The sequence below is a fragment of the Sphingomonas sp. FG14 genome, assembly GCF_057809675.1.
The window spans coordinates 1070338-1092112 of sequence record NZ_JBMDKK010000001.1; the positions used below are offsets into that span (position 1 = coordinate 1070338).

Below are 21775 nucleotides of genomic sequence, written 5' to 3' on the forward strand. Positions count from 1 at the left end.
TGAATGGCTGAAGCCTATATCATCGACGCCGTCCGCACCCCGATCGGGCGCAAGAAAGGCAGCCTGGCGCAGGTGCATCCCGCCGATCTGGGCGCGCATCCGATCAAGGCGCTCATCGCCCGCACCGGCATCGACGCCGCTCTGGTCGACGACGTGATCTGGGGCTGCTGCGACACGATCGGGCCGCAGGCGGGCGATATCGGCCGCACCGCGTGGCTGGTGGCCGGGCTGCCCGAGCATGTCCCCGGCGTGACGATCGACCGGCAATGCGGATCCTCGCAACAGGCCGTCCATTTCGCGGCGCAGGGGGTGATGAGCGGCACCCAGGACCTGGTCGTCGCGGGCGGCAGCCAGGCGATGAACGCGATCCCGATCTCGGCGGCGATGTATGCTGGCCAGCCCTATGGCTTCGACAGCCCCTTTCTCGGCTCGCCCGGCTGGCTGGCGCGCTATGGCGATGAAGAGGTCAACCAGATCCGCTCGGCCGAGATGATCGCCGAGAAATGGGGCATCGCGCGCGATGCGATGGAAGCGTTCGCGGTGGAATCCCACGCCCGTGCGCAGCGCGCGATCGACAATGGCTGGTTCAAGGCGGAGATCGCGCCGCTCGACGGGCTCGACGCCGACGAGACCGTCCGCCCCGGCACGACCCTGGAAGGGCTCGCCGCGCTCAGGACGGTGCGCGAGGGCGGCGCGATCACCGCCGGCATCGCCAGCCAGAATTGCGACGGCGCGGCCGCGCTGCTCATCGCCAGCGAAGCCGCGGTGAAGGCGCATGGCCTGAAGCCGCGCGCGCGCATCCACCATATCTCGGTGCGGGCCGACAACCCCGTCTGGATGCTGACCGGCCCGATCCCGGCGACCCGATATGCGCTGCAGAAAGCCGGCATGTCCGTCGACGATATCGACCTGTTCGAATGCAACGAGGCCTTCGCGTCGATCCCTATGGCCTGGATGCAGGAACTCGGCGTGCCGCATGAGAAGGTCAATGTGCAGGGTGGCGCGATCGCGCTCGGCCATCCGATCGGCGCCACCGGCGCGCGGCTGATGACCACATTGCTCGGCGCGCTCGAACGTACCGGCGGCCGTTATGGCCTGCAGACCATGTGCGAAGGCGGCGGCCAGGCCAACGTCACCATCATCGAAAGGCTCTAGGACCGATGGGTATCTGCGACGGACGCACCGTCATCATCACCGGCGCGGCACGCGGTCTCGGCCGCGCCTATGCGCTTGCCTTCGCGGCCGAAGGCGCGAATGTCGTCGTCAACGATATCGGCACCAGCCTGTCGGGCGAAGGCCGCGACACCTCCGCCGCCGACGGCGTCGTCGCGGAGATCGTGGCGGCAGGCGGCAATGCCGTCGCCAATTACGAGGACATTACCGATTGGGAGGCGGCGAAGCGTATCGTCGATGCCGCGGTGGCGGCGTTCGGCGACCTGCATGTCGTCGTCAACAATGCCGGCATCGTGCGCGACCGCATGTTCGTCTCCGCCACGCCCGAGGAATGGGACGCGACGATGCACGTTCATCTGCGCGGCCATTTCTGCGTCAGCCGCCACGCGGTCGATTATTGGCGCGCGCAGCAAAAGGCGGGCAATGCCGTCGATGCGCGCATCATCAACACCACCAGCGGCGCCGGCCTGCAGGGCTCGATCGCCCAGGCGGCCTATTCGACCGCCAAGGGCGGCATCGCGGCGCTGACGCTCGTCCAGGCCGCCGAACTCGGCCGCTATGGCATCACCGCCAACGCGCTAGCGCCCGCCGCGCGCACGCGGATGACCGAACAGGCCTTTGCCGACAAGATGGCCGCCGTCGAAAGCGGGTTCGACGTTCAGGATCCCGCCAATATCGCGCCAACCGTCGTCTGGCTCGGATCGGAACGGTCGCGCCACGTCACCGGCTGCGTCTTCGAACTCGAGGGCGGCCGCATCACGATCGAGGATGGCTGGAACCTCGGCCCCACCGTCGAGCAGCAGGCCAGATGGGCGCCGGCCGATGTGGGCACCGCGGTCGACGGGCTGCTCGCCGCACGCGCCGCGCCGCGCAAGGTGTGGGGCAGCTGAGATGCATTTCGCCTTCACCGACGAACAGGCGATGATCGCCGAAACGGCGAAGGCGTTCTTCGTCGAGAACGCGACGAGCGACCGCACGCGTGCGGCAATGGCGGCCGACGGTGTCGATCGCGCCCTGTGGCAGGGCTTTACCGGCGAACTGGGACTGGCCGGGGTCGCGCTGCCCGAGGAGCGCGGCGGCGCCGGGCTCGGCATGGTCGAGTTCGCGATCCTGGCCGAGCAGGCGGGCGCGCAGGTCGCCGCCCTGCCCCTGCTGGCAAGCCTCGGCCTCGCCGCACCCGCGATCCTGGCAGGCGGCACCGAGGAACAGAAAGGCTGGCTGCCCCGGCTCGCCGCCGGCGAACTCGTTGCCAGCGTCGCGATCGCCGATGACGGCAACCTGATCGCACCGCATGGCGCGGCCGCCGACCTGTTCGTCATCGCCACGGGCGACCGCGCCGCTATCGTCCGCCGGGATGCGCCGGGGCTGACGGTGACGCCGCTCACGTCGATGGACCAGACCAGGCCCTATGCGCGGATCGAAACCGGCCATGCCGTGCTAGAACCGCTCGCCGATCCGCACGCCGCTGTTGCGGCGGCACTGACCATGGGCTGGCTCGCCATCGCCGCCGACGCGCTGGGCGGCGCACAGGCCTGTCTCGACCGGACCGTCGCCTATGTGGGCGAGCGTATTCAGTTCGGGCGCGCGATCGGCAGCTTCCAGGCGGTCAAGCATCGGCTCGCCGACATGATGGTGATGGTCGAGCAGGCGCGCTCGGCGGTCTATTGGGCGGCCTGCGCGATCGACGAAGGATCGGACGAAGCGACCTTCGCCGTCCATGCCGCCAAGGCCTTTGCCTGCGACACCTACCGCCACTGCGCGGGCGAGATGATCCAGCTCCATGGCGGCATCGGCTTCACCTGGGAGCATGACGCGCATCTCTATTTCAAGCGCGCGCGCAGCGATGCCAGCCTGCTGGGGACGCCCGACTGGCACCGCGAGCAGATCGCGCAACTCGCCGGACTGGACGAAGCGGCATGAAGCTCGGTTTCTCCCCCGAAGAAGAGGCGTTCCGCGCGGAAGCCGCCGCGTGGCTCAAGACCGAACTGGAAGGCTCCTTTGCCGACGTCCATGGTCTTACCAGCCTGACCGACGCGCCCGAGCGTCGACGTGACTGGGAAAAACGGCTGGGTGAAGCCGGCTGGAGCTGTGTCGGCTGGCCGGGCGCCTATGGCGGCCGCAACGCGACCCTGGCGCAACAGGTGATTTTCGCCGAGGAATATGCGCGCGCCGGCGCCCCGCCCCGGCTCAACCATATCGGCATCGAGCTTGCCGGGCCGACGATCCTCGCTTTCGGCACCGAGGCGCAAAAGGCCCGTTTCCTGCCCGCGATCGCGCGCGGCGAGGAGATCTGGTGCCAGGGCTATTCGGAACCCAATGCCGGATCCGATCTTGCTAATGTCCGCACCAAGGCGTGGCGGGACGGCGACGACTGGGTGATCGAGGGCCAGAAGGTCTGGACCAGCCTCGCGCAATTCTCCGACTGGATCTTCGTGATCGCGCGGACAGAAGAGGGATCGAAAGGGCCGAGGGGCCTGTCCTTCCTGCTCGTGCCCGTCGATCAGCCGGGCGTTACCGTCCGCCCGATCCACCAGATCACCGGCGAGGCCGAGTTCAACGAGACATTCTTCGACGAGGCACGCACCCCGGCCGCCAATATCCTGGGCGAGCCCGGCAATGGCTGGGCGGTGGCGATGGCGCTCCTTGGTTTCGAGCGCGGCGTCTCGACGCTTGCGCAGCAAATGGGTTTCCGCAACGAGCTGGACGCGGTGATCGCCGCCGCACGCGCCAATGGCGAGGCCCGCAACCCGCTGATCCGCCAGCGCATCGCCCGGGCCGAGATCGGGCTGAAGCTGATGCGCTATGGCGCGCTGCGCATGTTGAGCGATGCCGAAGGCGGAACGCTCGGCGCCTCCGCGCTCACCTACAAGATCCAATGGGCGACCTGGCGGCGCGACCTGGGCGAACTGGCGATGGATGTGCTCGGCCTGTCCGGCGAGATCGCCGCGGGGCATGATTATGCCTTTCCGATGCTGCCCAATTTGTTTCTCTATTCGCGCGCCGACACCATCTATGGCGGCACGAACGAGATCCAGCGCAACATCATCGCTGAGCGCGCGCTCGGCCTGCCGCGCGAGCCGCGCGGCGACCTCAAGTGAAGGAGCCGATCGTGGCAAGACCCGCCCCCCAATATCCGAAGCCGACCGGCCTGCTGAAGGGCAAGACCATGTTGATCACCGCCGCCGCCGGAAGCGGCATCGGTGGTGCGGTGGCGCAGCGCGCGGCGGAGGAAGGCGCGATCCTGTTCCTGTCCGACATGCACGAACGCCGGCTGGGTGAAACCGCCAACCGGATCGCGGCACTGGGCTTCGCCCGCCCCGGCACATTGGTCTGCGACGTCACCGACGAAGCGCAGGTGCAGGCGCTGGTCGCCGCCGCGATCACGGGCATGGGCCATGTCGATATCCTGATCAACAATGCCGGGCTCGGCGGCGCCGCGCCGGTGGTCGAGATGACCGACGATCAATGGCACAAGGTGCTCGACGTCACGCTGACCAGCGTGTTCCGGATGACGCGCGCGATCCTGCCCCACATGTATGCGCGCCAGGCGGGGGTGATCGTCAACAATGCGTCGGTGCTCGGCTGGCGCGCGCAGAAGCTGCAGGCGCATTATGCCGCGGCCAAGGCCGGTGTGATGGCCTTCACCCGCTGCTCGGCGCTCGAAGCCGCCGAACAGGGCGTGCGCATCAACGCGGTGTCGCCGAGCCTCGCCATGCATGCCTCGCTGTCCAAGGTCACGCCCCCCGGCCTGCTCGAGGAACTGACCGAGAAAGAGGCGTTCGGCCGCTATGCCGAGCCCTGGGAGGTGGCGAATGTCATGCTGTTCCTCGCCAGCGATCTTTCCTCCTACATGACCGGCGAAATCGTCTCAGTCTCGAGCCAGCAGGCATGAGCGCGCGCATCTTCGACACACCTACCGATCTGCCCGGCGCGGTGGGCGAGCGTTTCGGCCCAACCGAATGGGTGACGATCGAACAGGAGCGCATCGACCAGTTCGCACGGGCCACCGACGATCATCAGTGGATCCATGTCGATCCCGAACGCGCGAAGGACGGCCCGTTCGGCGCGACGATCGCGCATGGCTATCTGACGATGAGCCTGGTCAACCGCTTCTTGCCCGAACTGATCGAGGTGCGCGGCGTCTCTATGGGTATCAATATCGGGACGGACGCGCTGCGTTTCCTCAACCCCGTCCGCGTCGGCAGCCGCATTCGCGGGGTCGGCGAACTGGTCAGGGCCGAGGCAGCCAAGGGCGGCATCCAGGCGGTGGTTCGCGTGACCGTCGAGATCGAGGGTGTCGAGAAGCCGGCCTGCGTCGTCGATACGATCAGCCGTTTCTACCCGGCCTGATGTCCTCCCCTGTCATTCCTGCACACGCGGGAATGACAGGGAAACGCCTTCAAATCCCGTATCCCCCGGACACCGCGATCTGCTGTCCGGTGACGTACGCCGCCCGCTCCGACGCCAGGAAGACCGCCGCATGGCCGACCTCCCCAGGCTGCCCCCAGCGCTTGATCGCGAGGTTGCGCAGCGCGTCCTTCGCCCAGACCTCGTCGAAAGCGCCCTGTTTCGAGAGTTCGAGAAACATGCCTGCTTCGATCACGCCGATCAGCACGCTGTTGGCGCGGATGCCGTATCGCCCCTCCTCGCGCGCGATGCCCTTCACCAGTGCCTCGTTCGCGGCCTTGGGCACCACCGAAAGCCCGTCCTTAGGTGGCCAGCGCAGATCGCCCGCCGATCCCAGATGGACGATCGAACCACCACCCGTTCCACGCATATGCGCGATCGCGGCGCGAGCGGCATTGAAGAAGCCGTGGGTTTCGATATCGACCGCGCGACGCCATTGGTCGACCGTGACATCGGCCAGATAGGCCTGGTCGACCAGCGGCCCGGCGGCCCACACCATCGTATGGATCCGCCCATGTGCCGCGACCGCGTCGGCCACGGCCGCGGCCGCATCCGACACTTCGGTCACGTCGCAGCGATGCAGGCTGGCCCTGCGGCCCATCGCCGAGATCGCATCGTGCAGATCGTCGGCGCGTGCCTGGTTGGACCGATAGCCGATCGCGACATCGCTTCCGGCGCGAGCGAAGGTGGCGGCGACAGCGCTGCCGATCCCGCCTGTCGCCCCGAAGATCAGCGCGGCGCCGTCGCCGAAATCACGATCGTCCAATTCAGCTCTCCGGTCAGAAGGAATAGCCTGCCGAAACACCGAACCAGCGCGGCTTCTGATAGGAGACGTTATCGGCGAAATTGGTGATGATCGCACCAGCATAATATTTCTGGTTGGTGAGATTCTGGCCGAACACCGACAGGCGCCAATGCGTATCAGGCGAGCGCCACGCCACCGACGCATTGACCACTTCATAGGCCGGCTGCTTCACGCGATTGGTGAGTTCGACGAAATAGCGACCGCTGAAAAAGGCGGATGCGTTGACGGTCAGCACGCCGCCCGCCAGCGACGTATCGTAGTTGACGCCGAAATTGAGCGTCCAGCGCGGTGCACGGATCAGATCGTTGCCCGAAACATCGACCGGCCCGACCGTGGAATTGCCCCCCGGCAGCCCGCTGACGAGGACGGGCACGTTGACCGACGCGTTGACGAAATCGACGATCTTCGGCTTCAGCAGCGACACACCGGCATTGAAGCGCAGCCCCTCGGCCACGCGCGCACTGACATCCATCTCGAAGCCGTCGACCTCCGCCTTGGGCGCATTCTGGAGCAGCGTCGCGATCTGGTTGTTGACGGTGGTGACCAGGCTCACCTGCAGATCGGTGTAGTTATAGTGGAAAGCGGCGGCGTTGACGGTGATGCCAGGCGCCGGCTGGGTCTTCACACCCACTTCGAACGCTTCGATCCGCTCCGGATTGGCGGGGATCAGCGTGCCGTTGACCGTGGTCGCGTTGAAGGTGCCGGCCTTGTAGCCCTGGGTGTACGACGCATAGACGTTCGAACCCCGGCCGAATTCGTAGCGGATCACCGCGCGCGGCGACCAGTCCTTCCAGCTTTCCTTGCCTTGCGTCACGACATTGGTTGCGAGCGGCCGGTTGTAGGACTGCTTCTGATCCCAGCTATAGCGGATGCCCGCCGTCAGGAAGAGATCGTCGATCGCTTCATAGGTCGCCTCGGCGAAGCCGGCGATCGCCTTGGATTTCTGGCCATAAACCAGCCGCGTCGTGGTGGTCGGCGAAATGCTGGTCAGCGGGTCGTACAGCGTGCGGCTTTGGAAGCCGGTCGCGCCGATCAGCCAAGAAAGCCGGCCGTCGGTGTCGCTGGTGAGCGTGATTTCCTGATTATAGGCGCGCCCACGCTGCCGGAAATCGTTGATCGACAGGCTGAGCGGCGAGATGTCGGTCACCGAATGCGAGAAGCCGTGCGTTTCCGACCAGGATGCGAGCCCGGCGAGCACCGCGCCGCCCAGATCGATCGAGACATGGCCGTCGACCAGATACTGGTTGAGCCGGAAGAACGGCACCGTCGCCTCGGAGGTCGTATAGGGCTTGCCAGGCACCCGGACGTCGATCGGCAGGTTCAGCGGATTCTGCGCCGCCGTTGCCCGCCGCGCCTGCGAATTGCCGTTCAGCGGCTGGCCCGAATAGGTGACGTTGTCCCAGCTGTAATTATAGAGGCCGTTGAGCTGGATCTCGACGGTGTCGCTCGGCACGAACAACAGCTTCGCACGGATGATCGCCGCCTTGCGCACGCCCTGCTCGGTATCGAGATAGATATTGTGGATATAGCCGTCGTCGCGCAGGCCGGTCGCCGCAAAGCTGGCGGCCAGCTTGTCGGTGACGATGGGACCGCTCAGATAAGCCGTCGCCTTCATGAAATCATAGCGCCCATAGGTCAGGCTCGCATCGCCGGTGGTCTCGAAGCTCGGCTTCTTGGTGACGATGTTGATCGCACCGCCCGTGGCGTTGCGGCCGAACAAGGTGCCCTGCGGCCCCTTCAGCACCTCGATCCGCTCGACATTGGAGAGTTCCTGCGCCGTCGTCGCCTGTTCGGGCTGGTAGACGCCGTCGATGAAGGTCGCGACATTGGGTTCATCGCCCGCACTGGCGTTGCGACTGCCGATGCCACGGATGGTGGGCTGCGAATTGTTGCTCGATTTCGCCCAGAGCAGGCCGGGCGTGGCGAGCGTCAGATCCTGGGTGGACGCGACACCAGCGGACGCAAGCTGGTCGGCGGTCAGCGCGGTGATCGAGATCGGCACATTCTGCAGCGATTCCGAACGGCGCTGCGCGGTGACGACGATCTCGCCATCGTTCATCGCCTGGTCTTCCGGCGCCGCTGCCGCGTCCACCGTCGCCTCGGTCGACTGCGCAAGAACCTGCGTCGGCACGAGCACCGACAGGCCAACCGATACGAGCAGAGCCGTTTTCGACATCGTCATCCCTCCCCCATGCGTCACGATCGGGAATCGACCGTTTCGTGCATGTCAGCCGCGCTCCCGCACCCTGTGTCCCGGATGCTCGTGCACGTCATGTGGCTGGAGACTAGCCAGCACCCCATCGCACAGAAAATTGGAACTTCTGACGAGCTACTGCGGAAAAACCGTCGATGCTCCTGACGCCGGATCATGCATGAACGGGGTCTGCACTGCAGCGCCGGCACCCGGCGCGTCGATGGAAGGACCCCGATGAACGCCCCCGTCACCCTCACCCGCAGCAGCCTGGAAGGCGCGCTGCTCGATTGCGATGCCCATCTCTACATGGAGCCCGATGTGATGGAGGACATCGTCCGCGATGTCGGCGCTGGCTTCGTCATGGATTTCCTCAAGCGCTTCTCCGGCTCCCCCGACGACGTCGCCGGCCGGGCACGCAATCGCGATAATGTCTGGGCAGTCAAGGGCATCAGCGCGCTCGGCGCGACCGAAGCCGGAGACCGGCTGGAGGCGATGGACCGCACCGGCATCGCCGCACAGCTCGTCTTCCCCAACACCGCGCTGATCGAACTGCGCGTGAACTCCGCCGCCGCGCGCGAGGCATGCCGCCGCTACAATGATTTCGCGATCGCCTGGACCCGCCAGGCCGGCGGACGGGCGCGCGTCGTCTGCCAGATCAACATGGGCGACCCCGAATGGGCGATCGCCGAACTGGCGCGCGTGCTGAAGCTGGGCGCCAAGGGCGTGCTGCTGCCCTGCGCCGCGCCGCCAGGCGGGGTTTCGCCCGCCAACGAGATCTGGGATCCCTTCTGGGCGATGCTCCAGGATGCAAACGTGCCCGCGCTGATCCACATCGCGGCAGGCGGCGTCGTCAATGGCGGCGGCCCCGACGATCCGATGCTGCCGCCGCGCGAATTCGCCTATGCCAAATCGCTGCGGATGAATTTCGACGGCCGGGCGGGCGGCGAGGAGGCGATCGGCCCCTATTTCGTGCTCGTCGCGCATATGGCGGCGGAAGTGTTCCTGCTCACAATGGTGATGGGCGGCGTCTTCGAACGTTTCCCCCACCTCGCGCTCGGTATCATCGAGGTCGGCGCCGGCTGGCTCGGTCCCCTTTGCGAACGCATGGACCAGCATGCCGATCTGATGGCGAAAGTGGGCATCACCTATCCGCTCAAGCCCAGCGAATATGTCCGCCGCAACGTACGGGTGACGCCGATGTGGGCGGAGAATCTGGAGGCGATGGTGCAGCGCTACGGCCTTGCCGAAACCTATGTCTTTTCCAGCGACTATCCGCATATCGAAGGCAGCAAGGATCCGATCGGGAAGTTCCGCAAATGGACCGACCGGCTGGATCCGAGTTTCGAGCGGGCATTTTATGTCGACAACGCGGCCATCCTGTTTCCGGACTGAAGCCGCACGACTGGAGCCCGCGCGGCGTTTGAACGAAGCGATCCGGATGCGGCGACATCGTCGAGATCGCGATAACGGGATGAGGTGAGGATGAGTGACCGGCGCACCCATTGGTCGACCGAGGCATTGCTGCTCGGTTCGGGCATGTTCGCACCGCTGGCGATGAGCGCGCTCTCGCCGGTGCTGCCCAAGATCCAGCAGGCGTTCGGCGGCACCACCGACGCGGCGTTCATGACCAAGGCGACCGTCATGGTGGTCGGAATCGCGATGATCGTCGCGTCGCCGCTCAGCGGTGCGCTGATGCGGCGGCTGGGTGCGCGCAGGCTGCTGGCCGGCTGCTATGCGCTGTTCCTCTTCGCAGGCGTCATCGGCATGATGATGCCGACGCTTCAGGGCATCGTCGCGACGCGCCTGTTCGTGGGCGCGGCCGCCGCCGTGATCGTGGCGCTCGCCATTTCGTTGATCGGCACATTGTACGAAGGTCGCGCGCGCGAACGGCGCATCGGCGCGATCCACGGATTGGGCGCAGCACTGCTCGCCATGCTGGTGCCGACCTCCGGCCTGCTCGGCGATCTTGGTGGATGGCGCATGGCATTCCTCGTTCATCTGGTCGCCCTCCCCTTCCTGATCCTGACACTGATCAGCCCCGATCTTGCGACCATCCAGAAGGACCCGCCACATGGTGAGCGCGCATCCTCATCGATCCGTCCGGTGCTCGGCATCGCGCTCGTGGCGATCCTGGCGGGATCGATCACCTTCAGCATCCCTGTCTTCGAACCCTTTCGCCTCGTCGAGATCGGCGTGCACAGTTCCGCGGTCGCGGGCGCGATGTTCTCGATCACCGTCGGCTTCTCGGTCGCCAGCAGCCTCGCCTTCGGCGAACTGCGGCGTTTCGCGCCCAACGCGGTCCTGTTCCTGCTCGCCTTCGGCTTCTGGGCGACCGGCCTGACCGTTGTCGGGTTCGCCACCACCATCCAGGGCGTGGCATCGGGCATGGTGCTAATCGGGCTGGGCGGCGGGCTGGTCGGCCCGACGATCTTCTCGCTCGTCGCATCATTGAGCAGCGACGCCGATCGCGCACGCAATACCGGGCTGGTCAAGGGCGTCTATTATGCGGGCCCATTCCTTGGGCCGAGCGCGCTCCACCTCGCCTTTCCGCACGAACCGGCGTCCACCAGCCTGTTCGCCCTCGCCTCGCTCGCCGGGCTGCTCGCCGTTGCGGCGTGCATGATGGCGACACGCAGCAGGACAATAGAGCCCACCACATGACATATGAAAACCATCGTGCGTCGGTGACGCGCGGCGCGAACGACCTGTGCGATTTCTTCGCACCGGGACGCGGCATCGCGATTATCGGCCGTACCGACAATGACGCAGGCGTCGCCCGGCTGATCGCGCGCTATGGCGCGGATGTGAAGCTGTGCTTCGTCAATCCCAAAGGCGGCGAGGTCGCGGGCGTACCCGTGTATCGCGCGATCGGGGGCGTTCCCGACGAGTTCGGCGTCGCGCTGCTGCGCGTCGGCCCCACCAATGTCGTCCAGGTCGTGCGCGACTGCGCCGCGCATGGCATTCGCCGCATCGTCATCTTCAGCTCGGGTTTTTCCGAAACCGGCACCGACGGCTTGGAACAGGAAAGACAGTTGGCCACCGCCATCGCCGGGACCGGCGTGCGCGTCATCGGCCCCAACACAGCCGACAATATGTTCGAGCAATTCACCGTACCCGACGGGCATCGCGGCGGCCTGATCGGGCTGGTGACGCAGAGCGGCGCGATGGGGCGGCCGATCGTAGAGGGCATCGCGATGGGCGCGGCGTTCAGCCGCTGGATCACCGTCGGCAACGAAGTCGATCTCGAGATCGCCGACGTGATCGGTCATTTCACGCATCACGATCCGGCGCGCGTGATCGCCGGTTATGTCGAGGGGTTCAAATCGCTGCCGCGCCTGCGCGCCGCGCTTTCCGAAGCCAATCGCGCCGACAAGCCGGTGATCATGCTCAAGATCGGCGAAAGCGAACGCGGCGCGCGCATGGCGGCGTCGCATACCGGACATCTTTCGGGCAATGATGCGATCGTCCAGGGCCTGTTCGACCAGCATGGCGTGACGCGCGTGCGCGATCTCGACGAGTTGCTCGAAACCGCCAATCTCTTCGCGAAGCTGCCGCCGGAAACGGGATCGCGCACCGCGCTCTATTCGGTCTCCGGCGGTACGGCGACGCTGATGGCGGAGATCGCCGGACGCTACGATGTCGATGTGCCGGCACTGGCGCCGGCAACGCAGGACCGGCTTGCACAATTGCTGCCGGGCTATGTCGCCATGACCAATCCGATCGACAATGGCGGCCAATTCACGATGAACGCGACGCCCGCGGACCGGCGTGCGGTGTTCGACGCCATCGCGGCAGATCCCGCGATCGATGTGATCATCGTGGGTTTCAATGCGGCGTTCGGCATGCTCTCCGACAATATGGCGGCCGATGTCCGCGGCTGGGTGGAGGACGGCGGCTGCAAGCCCGTCATTGCTGTCTGGAGTTCGGTGGTCACCGACGGCGCAGGCTATGCCGATCTCGTCGCCTCGGGCGTGCCGATCTTCCGGTCGCTCGACAAGGCATTCCGGGCGATCAGGGCGTTCGACGCCTATCGCGATGCACGCCGGCATTTCCGCGATCGGTCGCCCGTCGCACCCTCGATTCCACTGGACGCGCTCGCGCGACCGGGCGTGGTCGAGGATGACAGGGCCTCGGCCCTGTTGCGCAGCGCAGGCGTACCGCTGACCCGGCAGAGCCTTGCAACCTCCGCTTCGGCAGCCGCCAGTGCACATGCCGAGATGCCTTTTCCGCACGTGCTCAAAATCTCGTCGCCGGATTTTCCACATCGCTCCGATCTCGGTCTCGTCATGCTCGGCATCGATTCCGCCGACGCGGCGCGTGAAGCGTTCGAAACGATCATTGCCCGCGCGACGGCCGCCAGGCCCGATGGCCGGATCGAGGGCGTGCTGGTTCAGGAACAGATCATCGGCGGCGTCGAGATGCTGGTCGGACTGACTTGCGACCCGCATCTCGGCCCCGCGATCACGATCGGCGCGGGCGGCATCCATGCGGAAATCCTGCGCGACGTCGCCGTCCGGCCATTGCCGGTGGACGATCGGGACATCCGCGAGATGATCGCCAGCCTCAGGATCGCGCCGCTGCTCGCCGGCGCGCGCGGACGGCCCGCGGCCGATCTCGACGCGCTTGTCGCGCTGGCGCTCGCGGTCGCAGGGCTGGGGCTGGCGGCAGGCCCGAAACTCGCGGAACTCGACCTGAACCCCGTCGTCGCCCTGCCCGACCGCGCCGTCGCGGTCGATGCATTGGTGGTCGCCGGATGAACGGCGCGCGGGACATCGCGATCGTCGGGATCGGCGTCACCGCGCAAAGCCGCGGATCGGGCCGTTCGGCGATTTCCCTGCTGATGGAATCGATCGGGCTCGCGCTCGACGATGCCGGCCTCTCGATGCGCGACGTCGATGGTTATGTCGGCTTCACCTTCCCCGCCGGCAACGGCCAGGGCATGAGCGACGCCAATGTCGCGCGCCAGTTCGGCCAGCCGATGACATTGGTCGCCGAAACATCGGGCGCGCAGGCGGTGCTGCTTGCCGGTGCGGCGATCCGCGCGGGCCTGGCCGAAGTGGTGGTGATCCCGGCCGGCGGATCGCAATCCGCAGGCGCCGAAATGGCGACCTATACGCGGCCGACCTACGAGTTCACTGAATGGACGGGGTCGATGACGCCCGCGCAGTTCGCACTCATTGCGCGGCGCCATATGCATGAATTCGGCACGACGCCCGAACAGCTTGCAGCGGTTGCCGCCACCGCCCACCGGCACGGCCGGCTCAACCCCGAAGCGGTCGCCTTCGGCCGGCCGGCGCTCGACGCGGACGCGATCCTCTCGGCACGGATGATCGCCGATCCCTTCACCCAGCCGATGTGCTCGCTCGTCAATGACGGCGCATCGTGCATCGTCGTCACGTCCGCCGAACGGGCGCGCGATTGCCGTCATGCCCCGGTCTGGGTGCTGGGTGGCGCGTTCGAGACGCGATCCAACAGTTATTTCGAGGCACCGTCGCTGGGCATGATGGAGAGCCGCCCGCGCATGATCGACGGCTTCGCGCGTGCGGGTGTGGCGCATGACGATGTCGATATCGTCATGTGCTACGATCATTTCGCGCACGGCCCGATCATCCAGTTCGAGACCCTGGGCTTCTGCGCACCGGGCGAGGGCGGCGATTACGTGCCCCGCGCGATGCAGCTCGACAGTGTACATCCGGGTTCGCTCGACGGCGGCAACCTCGCCTATAGCCACAATGGCGTCCCGTATAATTTCAAGCCGATCGAGATCGTCCGCCAGTTCCGCGGCGATACGCCCGATCTCTGCCCGGGCTGGCGCGAAGGCATCCACACATATGACCGCAATCTGTGCCGCAAGGTGCGCGATCCCAAGCTCGCCATCGGCTGTGCGCCGATGACCGACGGCCGCCACGGCTTTGCGATCCTTGCGAAGGACTGATGATGGACGCCGCTTTCCCCATCCCACGGCCGACACCGCTCTCCGCGCCCTTCTGGGAAGGCACGCGCGCCGAAGAACTGCGGTTGCAGCAATGCGACGATTGCAGCGCATGGCGGTGGACGCCGCAGATCCTGTGCACCAATTGCCACTCGGCCAAATATGCCTGGAGGGTGGTGAGCGGACGCGGCAAGGTCTACAGCTTCACGACGGTTCATCGCCCACCCACCCCGGCTTTCGCCGCGCCCTATGTGATCGCAGTTGTCGAGCTGGACGAAGGCCCTTTGATGCTGACCCAGATCGTCGACGTTCCGCCCGAGGAGATCGCGGTGGAAATGCGCGTGAAGGTCAGGCTGACAGTGCTCGACGAGACGATCACGCTCTATCCCTTCACTGCGGATCGAAGCGGATGATCATCACTTAGAAACAAACCCCTCGCACGTCATTCCCGCGAAAGAGCGAATGACGTGAAGAAGTTTGAACCTCAGACGATATTCGCAGCCCGCAATGCCTCGCGGGCCTCGGTATCGCGGCCAAGCTCCGCAAGCAGCTCATCATTGTCCTGCCCCAGCCGTGGCGGCGGCATATCCGCCATCGCTCGTGAACCGCCATAGACCAACGGACTTGCCACCTGCGGCACGACCTGCCCGTCCTGACCAGCCATCCCGGCGAACAGCCCGCGCGCCACCACCTGCGGATCCGCTTCCACTTGGGCGAGATCGTTGACCGGGCCGGAGGGGACGTCCGCGGCCAATAGCGCCGCATAGAGATCGGCGACCGTCCAGCTCGCGAAGATCGGCTCCAATATGCCGAGCAACAGTGCACGGTGCGCCAGCCGGTCGCGATTGGTGCGGAAACGCGGATCGGTCGCAAGATCGCTCCGTCCGATCGCACCGCACATCCGTGCATAACCCGCGTCATTGCCCGGGGCGATCATGATATGGCCGTCGGCGCAGACATAGCCGCCGCCAGGCACGCCGCCATTGGCGCCGGTACCGATCGGCCGGGGCGGAACGCCGGTCAGCGCATAATGCATCGCCTGCTGCGCCATCACGGCAACGCCGCAGTCCATCAGAGACAAATCCAGGTCGACGCCCGGCCCGTCCTTGCCGCGTTCGATCAGCGCGGCCTGGATCGCGATGACGGCATAAAGCCCGGTGATGATGTCCACCAGGCTCGGCCCAGTCTTCATCGGCCCACCGCCCGGCATCTCCGGCGGATTGCCGGTGACGCTCATCAGCCCGCACAATCCCTGGATCACGGGATCATAGCCGCCGCGCCCGGCATAGGGGCCGGTCTGGCCATAGCCTGTGATCGAACAGACGATCAGTCCGGGATTGATCGCGCGCAGCGCCTGCCCGTCCAGCCCCATTCGCGCAAGCGTGCCGACCTTGAAATTCTCGACGAGCACGTCGGCGGTCGCGACAAGGTCCCGCAGCAGCGCCCGCCCTTCCTCACGCCCGAGATCGAGCGTCAGCGAACGCTTGCCGCGATTGGCGGCCAGGAACATCGCCGACGCGCCGGTCCATTCGCCGTCCTCGGCCGGCAGAAATGGCGGGCCGAAGCTGCGGCTGTCGTCACCGCGCGCCGGCCGCTCGATCTTGATCACCTCGGCACCGAGATCGGCGAGCAACTGCGTCGCCCAGGGGCCGGCGAGCACGCGGCTGAGATCGACGATCCGGAATCCGGCTAGCGGGCGCGGCGATGGCTGGCCACTCATCCCTCTATGGCTCCGACGAAATCGAGGAACGCGCTCTGGAGCTGTCCCTGGTAACTGTCCTTCTTCCAGATGATCGTCGCGCGCCGGGGAACGTCGAGATCGGGAACCTCAAGATCGATCAGTTCGCCGCGCGCGAATTCGCCCGTCAGCGTGCGACGCGAGAGACAACCGATCATGCCGCCGGCGCGCACCGCGGCCTTCACGGCATCGATGCTGTCGGATTCGAAGACGATGCGGATCGAACTCAGATGCTTCAGCGCCTCCATGGTCAGCGAGATGCGTTCGCTCGACATCGCCTTTTCCAGCGCCCAGTCCTCGGCGAGCAACTTGGTCAGGCAGGCGCCGATCCGGCGCGCGCAGGGATGATCGGGTGCGCAGAATATGGCGAGCCGGTCGTCGATCCAGTCGCGCGTCTCCAGATCGCTGCGATTGGTCGGCGATCCGATGAAACCCATGTCGAGCGACATGCGGTGGACCTTGGCGATCACGTCGATCGACGCGGCGACGCTGAGGTCGATCACCACGCCCGGATGCACCCGGGTAAAGCGCCCGCAGGCCTCCGACAGCGCCGAATGCGCGAGTGCAGGCGTGGCACCCAGCCGCAGCCGGCCGACCAGTTCGTCACCGGCGGTCAGTTTCTCGAGTTCTTCGGCCTGGCGCAGCAGCGACGAGGCGCGCGCCTGAACCTGGCGGCCATAATCGGACAGCAACAGCCTTTTGCCCTCGCGCGCGAACAGGTCGACGCCCAGATGCGCCTCCAGGTCGCGCAGCGCCATGCTTGCCGCCGACTGGCTCAGGGCGATCTCGTCGGCCGCCTTGGCGATGCTGCCGCAACGCGCGATTGCCTCGAAAACAGCGAGTTGCCTCAGCGTGATACGAATGCGTCTTCTCCCGCTCCGTCGGCCTTGACGCACCCGGTTGAGCACGCGGCCGATCTTGTGACCGCATCAAGGCTATGGGGCGTTCGTCGCTTCCGCCATCAAATTTTGCTGAGGATCATCCTCAAAAGAACCGTTTTTGCGCTCGCGCGGTGCTGGATCAGGGTGGGCGCCGGATAACGATCGGGAGAGGCCCTGAATGACGGCCCGGATTACAAAAACGCGGAGCAAGCTGGAGGGGCGGCTGCTCGACTGCGATTCCCATCTCTACATGGCGCCGGATGTGATGCGCGAGGTGCTGGGCGAGGTCGACGGCGATTTCGTGCTCGATTTCCTCGAGGAATTTCACGGCTCGAAGGCCGATCTGACGGCGCGCGCGGGCAATCGCGACGATGTCTGGGGCACCAAGGGGATCAGCGCATTGGGCGCCTGCGATCCCGACGACCGGCTGGCCGCGATGGACGCGACCGGGATCGAGGCGGCGCTGCTCTTTCCGAACACCGCGCTGCGCGAACTGCGCATGGCGGGCAAACCGTCGATCGACGCCTGCCGCCGCTACAATGATTATGCGCTGGACTGGACACGACGGACGCAAGGCCGCGCCCGCGCCGTCTGCCAGATCAACCTGTCCGATCCGGAAGCCGCGCTGGCGGAGCTCCGCCGCGTCATCGCCGGCGGCGCGCGCGGCGTGCTGCTGTCATGCGCGACGCCGCCCGCCGGCGTCTCGCCCGCGCACCGCATCTGGGATCCCTTCTGGGCGGCGCTTGCCGAAGCAGACGTGCCGGCCTTTCTCCACATCGCATCGGGCGGCGTGGTGTCCAGCGCCGAACCCGATCCGATGCTGCCGCCCCGCGCCTTCGCCGACGCCGATGCGCTGCGCATCAGCTTCGACGGGCGCGCGGGCGGGGAAGAGGCGATCGGCCCCTATTATATCCTGGTCTGCCACGTCGCACCCGAGGTGTTCCTGCTCACCATGGTGATGGGCGGCGTGTTCGAACGCCATCCCGCGCTGCGTTTCGGGATCATCGAATGCGGCGCCGCCTGGCTGGGGCCGCTCTGCGAAAGGATGGACCAGCATGCCGATCTGATGGCGAAGGTCGGCATCACCTATCCGCTCAAGCCCAGCGATTATGTCCGCCGCAACGTTCGCGTGACGCCCTTCTGGCACGAGGATCTCGTGCGCATCATCGATCGCTATGGATTGTCCGAAGTCTACACCTTCAACAGCGACTATCCGCATATCGAGGGCAGCCGCGATCCCGTCGGCAAGTTCCGCAAATGGACCGACCAGCTCGGCGCCAATTTCGAGCGCGCCTTTTATCGCGACAATGCGATCCTGCTTTTTCCGGGGATAAACTGATGGCGATGCCCACCAATATCGGCGTGATCGATACCATGCTCGACCTGCCCTATGCCAATCGCGACTGGTCCAGCCAGTTCGGCGACCGCCTGCGCGACGAGGACAGCCGCAACCAGCGCTTCGTCCATCCTGCCGGCTTCCTGTTCAAGGATCCGCCGCAGGTCGAACGCGGGCCCGACGCGATCGGCGACACGCTGCGCGAAATGGATCGTTTCGGCATCGACAAGGCGCTGATCGGCGTCGGCGACGCCGTCACGATCGAAGCGATCACCAGGCATCGCGACCGGTTCCTGGGCCATGTCATGATCGATCCCGCCGGCGGCATGCCCGAACTCGCCCGGCTGACCAAGATGTACGAGACGCATGGCGTCGCCGCCGCCAGCTTCTTTCCCTGCGGATGCGGCGTGCCGATCAACGACAAGCGCGCCTATCCGCTCTACGCCAAATGCGTCGAACTCAGCCTGCCGATCTTCGTCAATGCCGGCGTGCCCGGTCCGCGCATGCCCTTCGCGCCCCAGCACGTCGAACTGATCGACGAAGTCTGCTGGTTCTTCCCCGATCTCGTCTTCGTGATGCGCCATGGCGCCGAACCCTGGGTGGACCTGGCGGTCAAGCTGCTGCTGAAATGGCCCAACCTTTATTATTCGACCAGCGCCTTCGCCCCCAGATATTTCCCCAAGGCGATCATCGACTATGCCAATACGCGGGGCGCCGACAAGGTGATCTATGCGGGCTACTACCCGTCCGGCCTGTCGCTGGAGCGCAGCTTCGCCGAGCTCCCAGCCGTGCCGCTGCGCGACGAGGTCTGGCCCAAATTCCTGCGCGAGAATGCGCTGCGCGTGCTGAAGGCGGGCTGAGCCGATGACGAGCATAGAACCCGGCGTCGCGCTCGATCGCGACGATGCGATCGCGATCCTGACCCTGTCCAATCCGGCGCGTCACAACGCCTTCACGCCGGATATGCGGCGCAGCCTCACCGCCCATCTCGTTACCCTCGCCAGGGACGATGGCTGCCGCGCGATCATCCTGGCGGGCGAAGGCGCGCACTTCTGCTCGGGCGCCGATCTGTCGCGCATCGACCCCGATATGCCGCCGCCGTCCGCCAATGCGACGCGCGAGAATATGAAGGAAGTCCACGGCCTTGTCCGCGCGATCGCGGCCGGCCCCAAGCCGGTGATCGCGGCGGTCGAGGGGATAGCGGCCGGTGGCGGACTTTCGATCGCGCTTGCCTGCGATCATCTGGTCGTTGCCGGGAACGCGCGGCTGATCACCGCCTTCGGAAAGATCGGCCTGATCGGCGACCTCGGCATCATGTGGAGCCTGCAGCAACGGATCAGCCCGATCGCGGCGCGACGGATGCTGATGATACCCACCGAAGTCAGCGGCACCGCCGCCGTCGATCAGGGGCTTGCCGACGAACTCTGTGCGCCCGGTTTTGCGCTCGAATCAGCGCGCGCGGTCGCCAGGGGTTTCGCCGCGCTCGCGCCGCTCAGCGTCGCGCTGACCAAATCGGTCTATGCCGAGGGTGCACAATCCCTGGAACAGGTGCTGCAACGCGAACTCGATCTGGTCCCGGTGGTCAACCAGTCCGACTATTTCAAGCAAGCGGTCGCCGCGTTCGCAAAGCCGAAGAGTACCTGATCACACCGTCTCAAGATCGCCCCCGAGAAGGTCGACGACGGTATTGAGCGCCTGCGACAATGCCGTGCGTCCGGCCGCGTCGAGATGTGCGATGCTGTCCGAGACCTGCCGATAGACATCGCTGTCGATCGACCGGAACAGGGCCTGGCCGGCATCGGTCAAGGTGATCGGTCGCTGCCGGGCGTCATCCCCCCGCCCCCGCACGATCAGTCCGCGCGTTTCGAACCGCGCGACGATCCGGCTGAGATAGCCCGCGTCGATGCCCAGCGCCGCCCTGATGTCGGAAGCCAGCACGGGCGCCTTGCGTGCGACTTCATAAACGACTCGCGCCTCGACGAGCGACAGGCCGCTGCCCATGAAGGATGCGTCGAGCACCCCGAAGGTTTGGGTGTGGAACCGATTGAACGCCCTGAGCGCCGTTATCGTATCCTGATGGCTTTCAGTCATGGGATTGACTGTGGCAAAATAGTTGCCATTGTCAACTAATGAGTCGTCATCAATCCATCGCGGAAGCACATCCGCTCGATCGCCCCATCTGGTCCTCGCTCACCACCGGCTGGGCGCATGTCGCGGAGGGCGACGATCGCGCGCGCCGCCTGAATCCCCTTTACGGGCCGTTCGGCGCTCCGGCCGATGCGACACCTGAAAACGCGGAGGCGCTGGCCGCGCTGATCCCGCCCGGAGGGGAACTCTGGCTGGTCGGTGAGAAGAATGTCGCGCCGCCGCCCGGCACCGTCATCCGCCGCACCGCCCTGCTGCACCAGATGGTGGCCGATATCGTCGCGCCGCCCGCTCACCCGATAGATTTCGCGCCACTCGACGAGTCCGATGCGGAGGAGATGCTGGCGCTTGCCCTGCTCACAAAGCCGGGGCCGTTCTTCGAACGCACCCACAGGCTCGGCGCGTTCATCGGCGTGCGTATTGATGGACGCCTGGTCGCAATGGCCGGCGAACGGATGCGGATCAACGAATTCACCGAGGTCAGCGGCGTCTGCACCCATCCGGATCATCGCGGAAAGGGCTATGCGGGCGCACTAATGCGGATCGTCTCGGCACGGATACTGGCGCGCGGAGAACGACCATTTCTCCACACCTATGCCGACAATGTGACGGCCATCGCGCTTTACGAAACCCTGGGCTTCAGCCTGCGCACACCACTCGACATGACCGTCCTCGCGCGCAGCTAGCGCTATTGCCGAGGCGGCTGGGGTGTTGGCGCCTGGGACTTGCCCTTCCGATCGCGCGGATCCAGGCGTGGCATCGTCAGCACGATCAGCTCAGATCGGACAAGAACGCCGTCCCTGTCCTTGTCCATGGCATCGAAGCGCCTGGCGAATTCGGCACGGAACTCCGCTGGCGAGATCTTGTCGTCGCCGTCGCTATCCAGATCATACTGCCCTGGCAGCGCATAAGCGTTGCCTAGCCATGCTTCGGACCAGGGCCCGAGTTCGAGCAGCGAAATCAGCCCGTCGCCATTGCGATCGCCCGATTTGAAGGAGCGCTCCACCCCCGCTTCGAATTCAGCACGTGTCACGCGTGTGTCACCATCGCTGTCGAAGCCCGCGATCATCACCGCGACTGGCGTTGCCGACAATGTGGGGCGTGTCGGCTGTGTCGGCTCTGGCTCTTTCTTCGCGCCCGCCATGGTCGCCAACGCCATCAGTG

General features: G+C 66.0%; 21 protein-coding genes. 15 read left to right on the plus strand and 6 right to left on the minus strand.

The window, feature by feature from the left end; translation table 11 throughout:
* The first annotated feature begins 3 nt into the window (after positions 1 to 3).
* From ACODTA_RS05085 to ACODTA_RS05110, 6 genes are read left to right on the plus strand one after another with little or no spacing between them, the layout of a single operon-like run.
* Complete coding sequence (locus ACODTA_RS05085; RefSeq protein WP_489064713.1) at positions 4 to 1155, plus strand: acetyl-CoA C-acetyltransferase; 1152 nt, start codon at positions 4 to 6, stop codon at positions 1153 to 1155.
* A 5-nt stretch (positions 1156 to 1160) separates the two neighbouring features.
* Positions 1161 to 2063 (plus strand): SDR family oxidoreductase, encoded by a 903-nt coding sequence (locus tag ACODTA_RS05090; RefSeq protein WP_489064714.1) that lies wholly within the window; start codon positions 1161 to 1163, stop codon positions 2061 to 2063.
* A gap of 1 nt (position 2064) precedes the next feature.
* The gene (locus ACODTA_RS05095) at positions 2065 to 3093 is read left to right on the plus strand and encodes an acyl-CoA dehydrogenase family protein (RefSeq protein ID WP_489064715.1); all 1029 of its coding nucleotides are present in this window, start codon (positions 2065 to 2067) and stop codon (positions 3091 to 3093) included.
* Complete coding sequence (locus ACODTA_RS05100) at positions 3090 to 4271, plus strand: acyl-CoA dehydrogenase family protein (protein WP_489064716.1); 1182 nt, start codon at positions 3090 to 3092, stop codon at positions 4269 to 4271. The genes ACODTA_RS05095 and ACODTA_RS05100 overlap by 4 nt, the downstream gene beginning before the upstream one ends.
* A gap of 11 nt (positions 4272 to 4282) precedes the next feature.
* Entirely contained in the window at positions 4283 to 5065 is a 783-nt protein-coding gene (locus tag ACODTA_RS05105) for an SDR family oxidoreductase (protein ID WP_489064717.1), read from the plus strand.
* Positions 5062 to 5523, plus strand: a complete 462-nt coding sequence (locus ACODTA_RS05110; RefSeq protein WP_489064718.1) for a MaoC family dehydratase — start codon at positions 5062 to 5064, stop codon at positions 5521 to 5523. Before ACODTA_RS05105 ends, ACODTA_RS05110 begins: the two co-directional genes overlap by 4 nt.
* 49 nt (positions 5524 to 5572) lie before the next feature.
* On the opposite strand, the gene ACODTA_RS05115 is transcribed toward ACODTA_RS05110, so the two are convergent.
* Both ACODTA_RS05115 and ACODTA_RS05120 read right to left on the minus strand, forming a co-directional pair.
* On the minus strand, positions 5573 to 6346 hold the full coding sequence (locus tag ACODTA_RS05115; RefSeq protein ID WP_489064719.1) for an SDR family NAD(P)-dependent oxidoreductase: 774 nt from the start codon (positions 6344 to 6346) through the stop codon (positions 5573 to 5575).
* A gap of 13 nt (positions 6347 to 6359) precedes the next feature.
* Complete coding sequence (locus ACODTA_RS05120; protein WP_489064720.1) at positions 6360 to 8561, minus strand: TonB-dependent receptor; 2202 nt, start codon at positions 8559 to 8561, stop codon at positions 6360 to 6362.
* Positions 8562 to 8813: 252 nt separating this feature from the next.
* Here ACODTA_RS05120 and ACODTA_RS05125 point away from each other — a divergent pair, with 252 nt between their 5' ends.
* From ACODTA_RS05125 to ACODTA_RS05145, 5 genes are all read left to right on the plus strand, one after another.
* A complete protein-coding gene (locus ACODTA_RS05125) occupies positions 8814 to 9971 on the plus strand; it encodes an amidohydrolase family protein (protein WP_489064721.1) in 1158 nt (385 codons plus the stop codon).
* 90 nt (positions 9972 to 10061) lie between these two features.
* Positions 10062 to 11240, plus strand: a complete 1179-nt coding sequence (locus tag ACODTA_RS05130) for an MFS transporter (protein ID WP_489064722.1) — start codon at positions 10062 to 10064, stop codon at positions 11238 to 11240.
* A complete protein-coding gene (locus tag ACODTA_RS05135; RefSeq protein WP_489064723.1) occupies positions 11237 to 13336 on the plus strand; it encodes an acetate--CoA ligase family protein in 2100 nt (699 codons plus the stop codon). The genes ACODTA_RS05130 and ACODTA_RS05135 overlap by 4 nt, the downstream gene beginning before the upstream one ends.
* A complete protein-coding gene (locus tag ACODTA_RS05140; protein ID WP_489064724.1) occupies positions 13333 to 14514 on the plus strand; it encodes a thiolase family protein in 1182 nt (393 codons plus the stop codon). The genes ACODTA_RS05135 and ACODTA_RS05140 overlap by 4 nt, the downstream gene beginning before the upstream one ends.
* Positions 14515 to 14516: 2 nt before the next feature.
* Entirely contained in the window at positions 14517 to 14924 is a 408-nt protein-coding gene (locus ACODTA_RS05145) for a Zn-ribbon domain-containing OB-fold protein (RefSeq protein ID WP_489064725.1), read from the plus strand.
* Positions 14925 to 14995: 71 nt separating this feature from the next.
* Here ACODTA_RS05145 and ACODTA_RS05150 read toward each other — a convergent pair whose 3' ends face one another.
* Together ACODTA_RS05150 and ACODTA_RS05155 are read right to left on the minus strand one after the other, a co-directional pair.
* Positions 14996 to 16231: a CaiB/BaiF CoA transferase family protein gene (locus ACODTA_RS05150; protein WP_489064726.1), complete on the minus strand. Its 1236-nt coding sequence runs from the start codon at positions 16229 to 16231 to the stop codon at positions 14996 to 14998.
* A complete protein-coding gene (locus ACODTA_RS05155) occupies positions 16228 to 17157 on the minus strand; it encodes a LysR substrate-binding domain-containing protein (RefSeq protein ID WP_489064727.1) in 930 nt (309 codons plus the stop codon). The genes ACODTA_RS05150 and ACODTA_RS05155 overlap by 4 nt, the downstream gene beginning before the upstream one ends.
* Positions 17158 to 17308: 151 nt before the next feature.
* On the opposite strand from ACODTA_RS05155, the gene ACODTA_RS05160 reads away from it, so the two are divergent.
* The 3 genes from ACODTA_RS05160 to ACODTA_RS05170 are packed head-to-tail and all read left to right on the plus strand — an operon-like array spanning position 17309 to position 20110.
* Complete coding sequence (locus tag ACODTA_RS05160) at positions 17309 to 18469, plus strand: amidohydrolase family protein (protein WP_489064728.1); 1161 nt, start codon at positions 17309 to 17311, stop codon at positions 18467 to 18469.
* A complete protein-coding gene (locus tag ACODTA_RS05165; RefSeq protein WP_489064729.1) occupies positions 18469 to 19326 on the plus strand; it encodes an amidohydrolase family protein in 858 nt (285 codons plus the stop codon). Before ACODTA_RS05160 ends, ACODTA_RS05165 begins: the two co-directional genes overlap by 1 nt.
* 4 nt (positions 19327 to 19330) lie before the next feature.
* A complete protein-coding gene (locus tag ACODTA_RS05170; RefSeq protein ID WP_489064730.1) occupies positions 19331 to 20110 on the plus strand; it encodes an enoyl-CoA hydratase/isomerase family protein in 780 nt (259 codons plus the stop codon).
* Here ACODTA_RS05170 and ACODTA_RS05175 read toward each other — a convergent pair whose 3' ends face one another.
* Positions 20111 to 20557 carry a MarR family winged helix-turn-helix transcriptional regulator gene (locus ACODTA_RS05175; protein ID WP_489064731.1) on the minus strand — a complete coding sequence of 149 codons (447 nt, stop codon included), beginning with the start codon at positions 20555 to 20557 and terminating at the stop codon, positions 20111 to 20113.
* Between the two features lie 38 nt (positions 20558 to 20595).
* Here ACODTA_RS05175 and ACODTA_RS05180 point away from each other — a divergent pair, with 38 nt between their 5' ends.
* Positions 20596 to 21297, plus strand: coding sequence for a GNAT family N-acetyltransferase (locus tag ACODTA_RS05180; protein WP_489064732.1), 702 nt, complete (start codon positions 20596 to 20598; stop codon positions 21295 to 21297).
* A 2-nt stretch (positions 21298 to 21299) separates the two neighbouring features.
* On the opposite strand, the gene ACODTA_RS05185 is transcribed toward ACODTA_RS05180, so the two are convergent.
* Positions 21300 to 21770, minus strand: a complete 471-nt coding sequence (locus tag ACODTA_RS05185) for an EF-hand domain-containing protein (protein WP_489064733.1) — start codon at positions 21768 to 21770, stop codon at positions 21300 to 21302.
* Positions 21771 to 21775 lie beyond the last annotated feature (5 nt).

Coding starts and splice junctions, on each gene's coding strand:
- ACODTA_RS05085 (WP_489064713.1), top strand. CDS start 4: ATGGCTGAAGCCTATATCATCGACGCCGTCCGCACCCCGATCGGGCGC.
- ACODTA_RS05090 (WP_489064714.1), top strand. CDS start 1,161: ATGGGTATCTGCGACGGACGCACCGTCATCATCACCGGCGCGGCACGC.
- ACODTA_RS05095 (WP_489064715.1), top strand. CDS start 2,065: ATGCATTTCGCCTTCACCGACGAACAGGCGATGATCGCCGAAACGGCG.
- ACODTA_RS05100 (WP_489064716.1), top strand. CDS start 3,090: ATGAAGCTCGGTTTCTCCCCCGAAGAAGAGGCGTTCCGCGCGGAAGCC.
- ACODTA_RS05110 (WP_489064718.1), top strand. CDS start 5,062: ATGAGCGCGCGCATCTTCGACACACCTACCGATCTGCCCGGCGCGGTG.
- ACODTA_RS05120 (WP_489064720.1), bottom strand. CDS start 8,561: ATGTCGAAAACGGCTCTGCTCGTATCGGTTGGCCTGTCGGTGCTCGTG.
- ACODTA_RS05125 (WP_489064721.1), top strand. CDS start 8,814: ATGAACGCCCCCGTCACCCTCACCCGCAGCAGCCTGGAAGGCGCGCTG.
- ACODTA_RS05130 (WP_489064722.1), top strand. CDS start 10,062: ATGAGTGACCGGCGCACCCATTGGTCGACCGAGGCATTGCTGCTCGGT.
- ACODTA_RS05135 (WP_489064723.1), top strand. CDS start 11,237: ATGACATATGAAAACCATCGTGCGTCGGTGACGCGCGGCGCGAACGAC.
- ACODTA_RS05140 (WP_489064724.1), top strand. CDS start 13,333: ATGAACGGCGCGCGGGACATCGCGATCGTCGGGATCGGCGTCACCGCG.
- ACODTA_RS05145 (WP_489064725.1), top strand. CDS start 14,517: ATGGACGCCGCTTTCCCCATCCCACGGCCGACACCGCTCTCCGCGCCC.
- ACODTA_RS05150 (WP_489064726.1), bottom strand. CDS start 16,231: ATGAGTGGCCAGCCATCGCCGCGCCCGCTAGCCGGATTCCGGATCGTC.
- ACODTA_RS05160 (WP_489064728.1), top strand. CDS start 17,309: ATGACGGCCCGGATTACAAAAACGCGGAGCAAGCTGGAGGGGCGGCTG.
- ACODTA_RS05165 (WP_489064729.1), top strand. CDS start 18,469: ATGGCGATGCCCACCAATATCGGCGTGATCGATACCATGCTCGACCTG.
- ACODTA_RS05170 (WP_489064730.1), top strand. CDS start 19,331: ATGACGAGCATAGAACCCGGCGTCGCGCTCGATCGCGACGATGCGATC.
- ACODTA_RS05175 (WP_489064731.1), bottom strand. CDS start 20,557: ATGACTGAAAGCCATCAGGATACGATAACGGCGCTCAGGGCGTTCAAT.
- ACODTA_RS05180 (WP_489064732.1), top strand. CDS start 20,596: ATGAGTCGTCATCAATCCATCGCGGAAGCACATCCGCTCGATCGCCCC.
- ACODTA_RS05185 (WP_489064733.1), bottom strand. CDS start 21,770: ATGGCGTTGGCGACCATGGCGGGCGCGAAGAAAGAGCCAGAGCCGACA.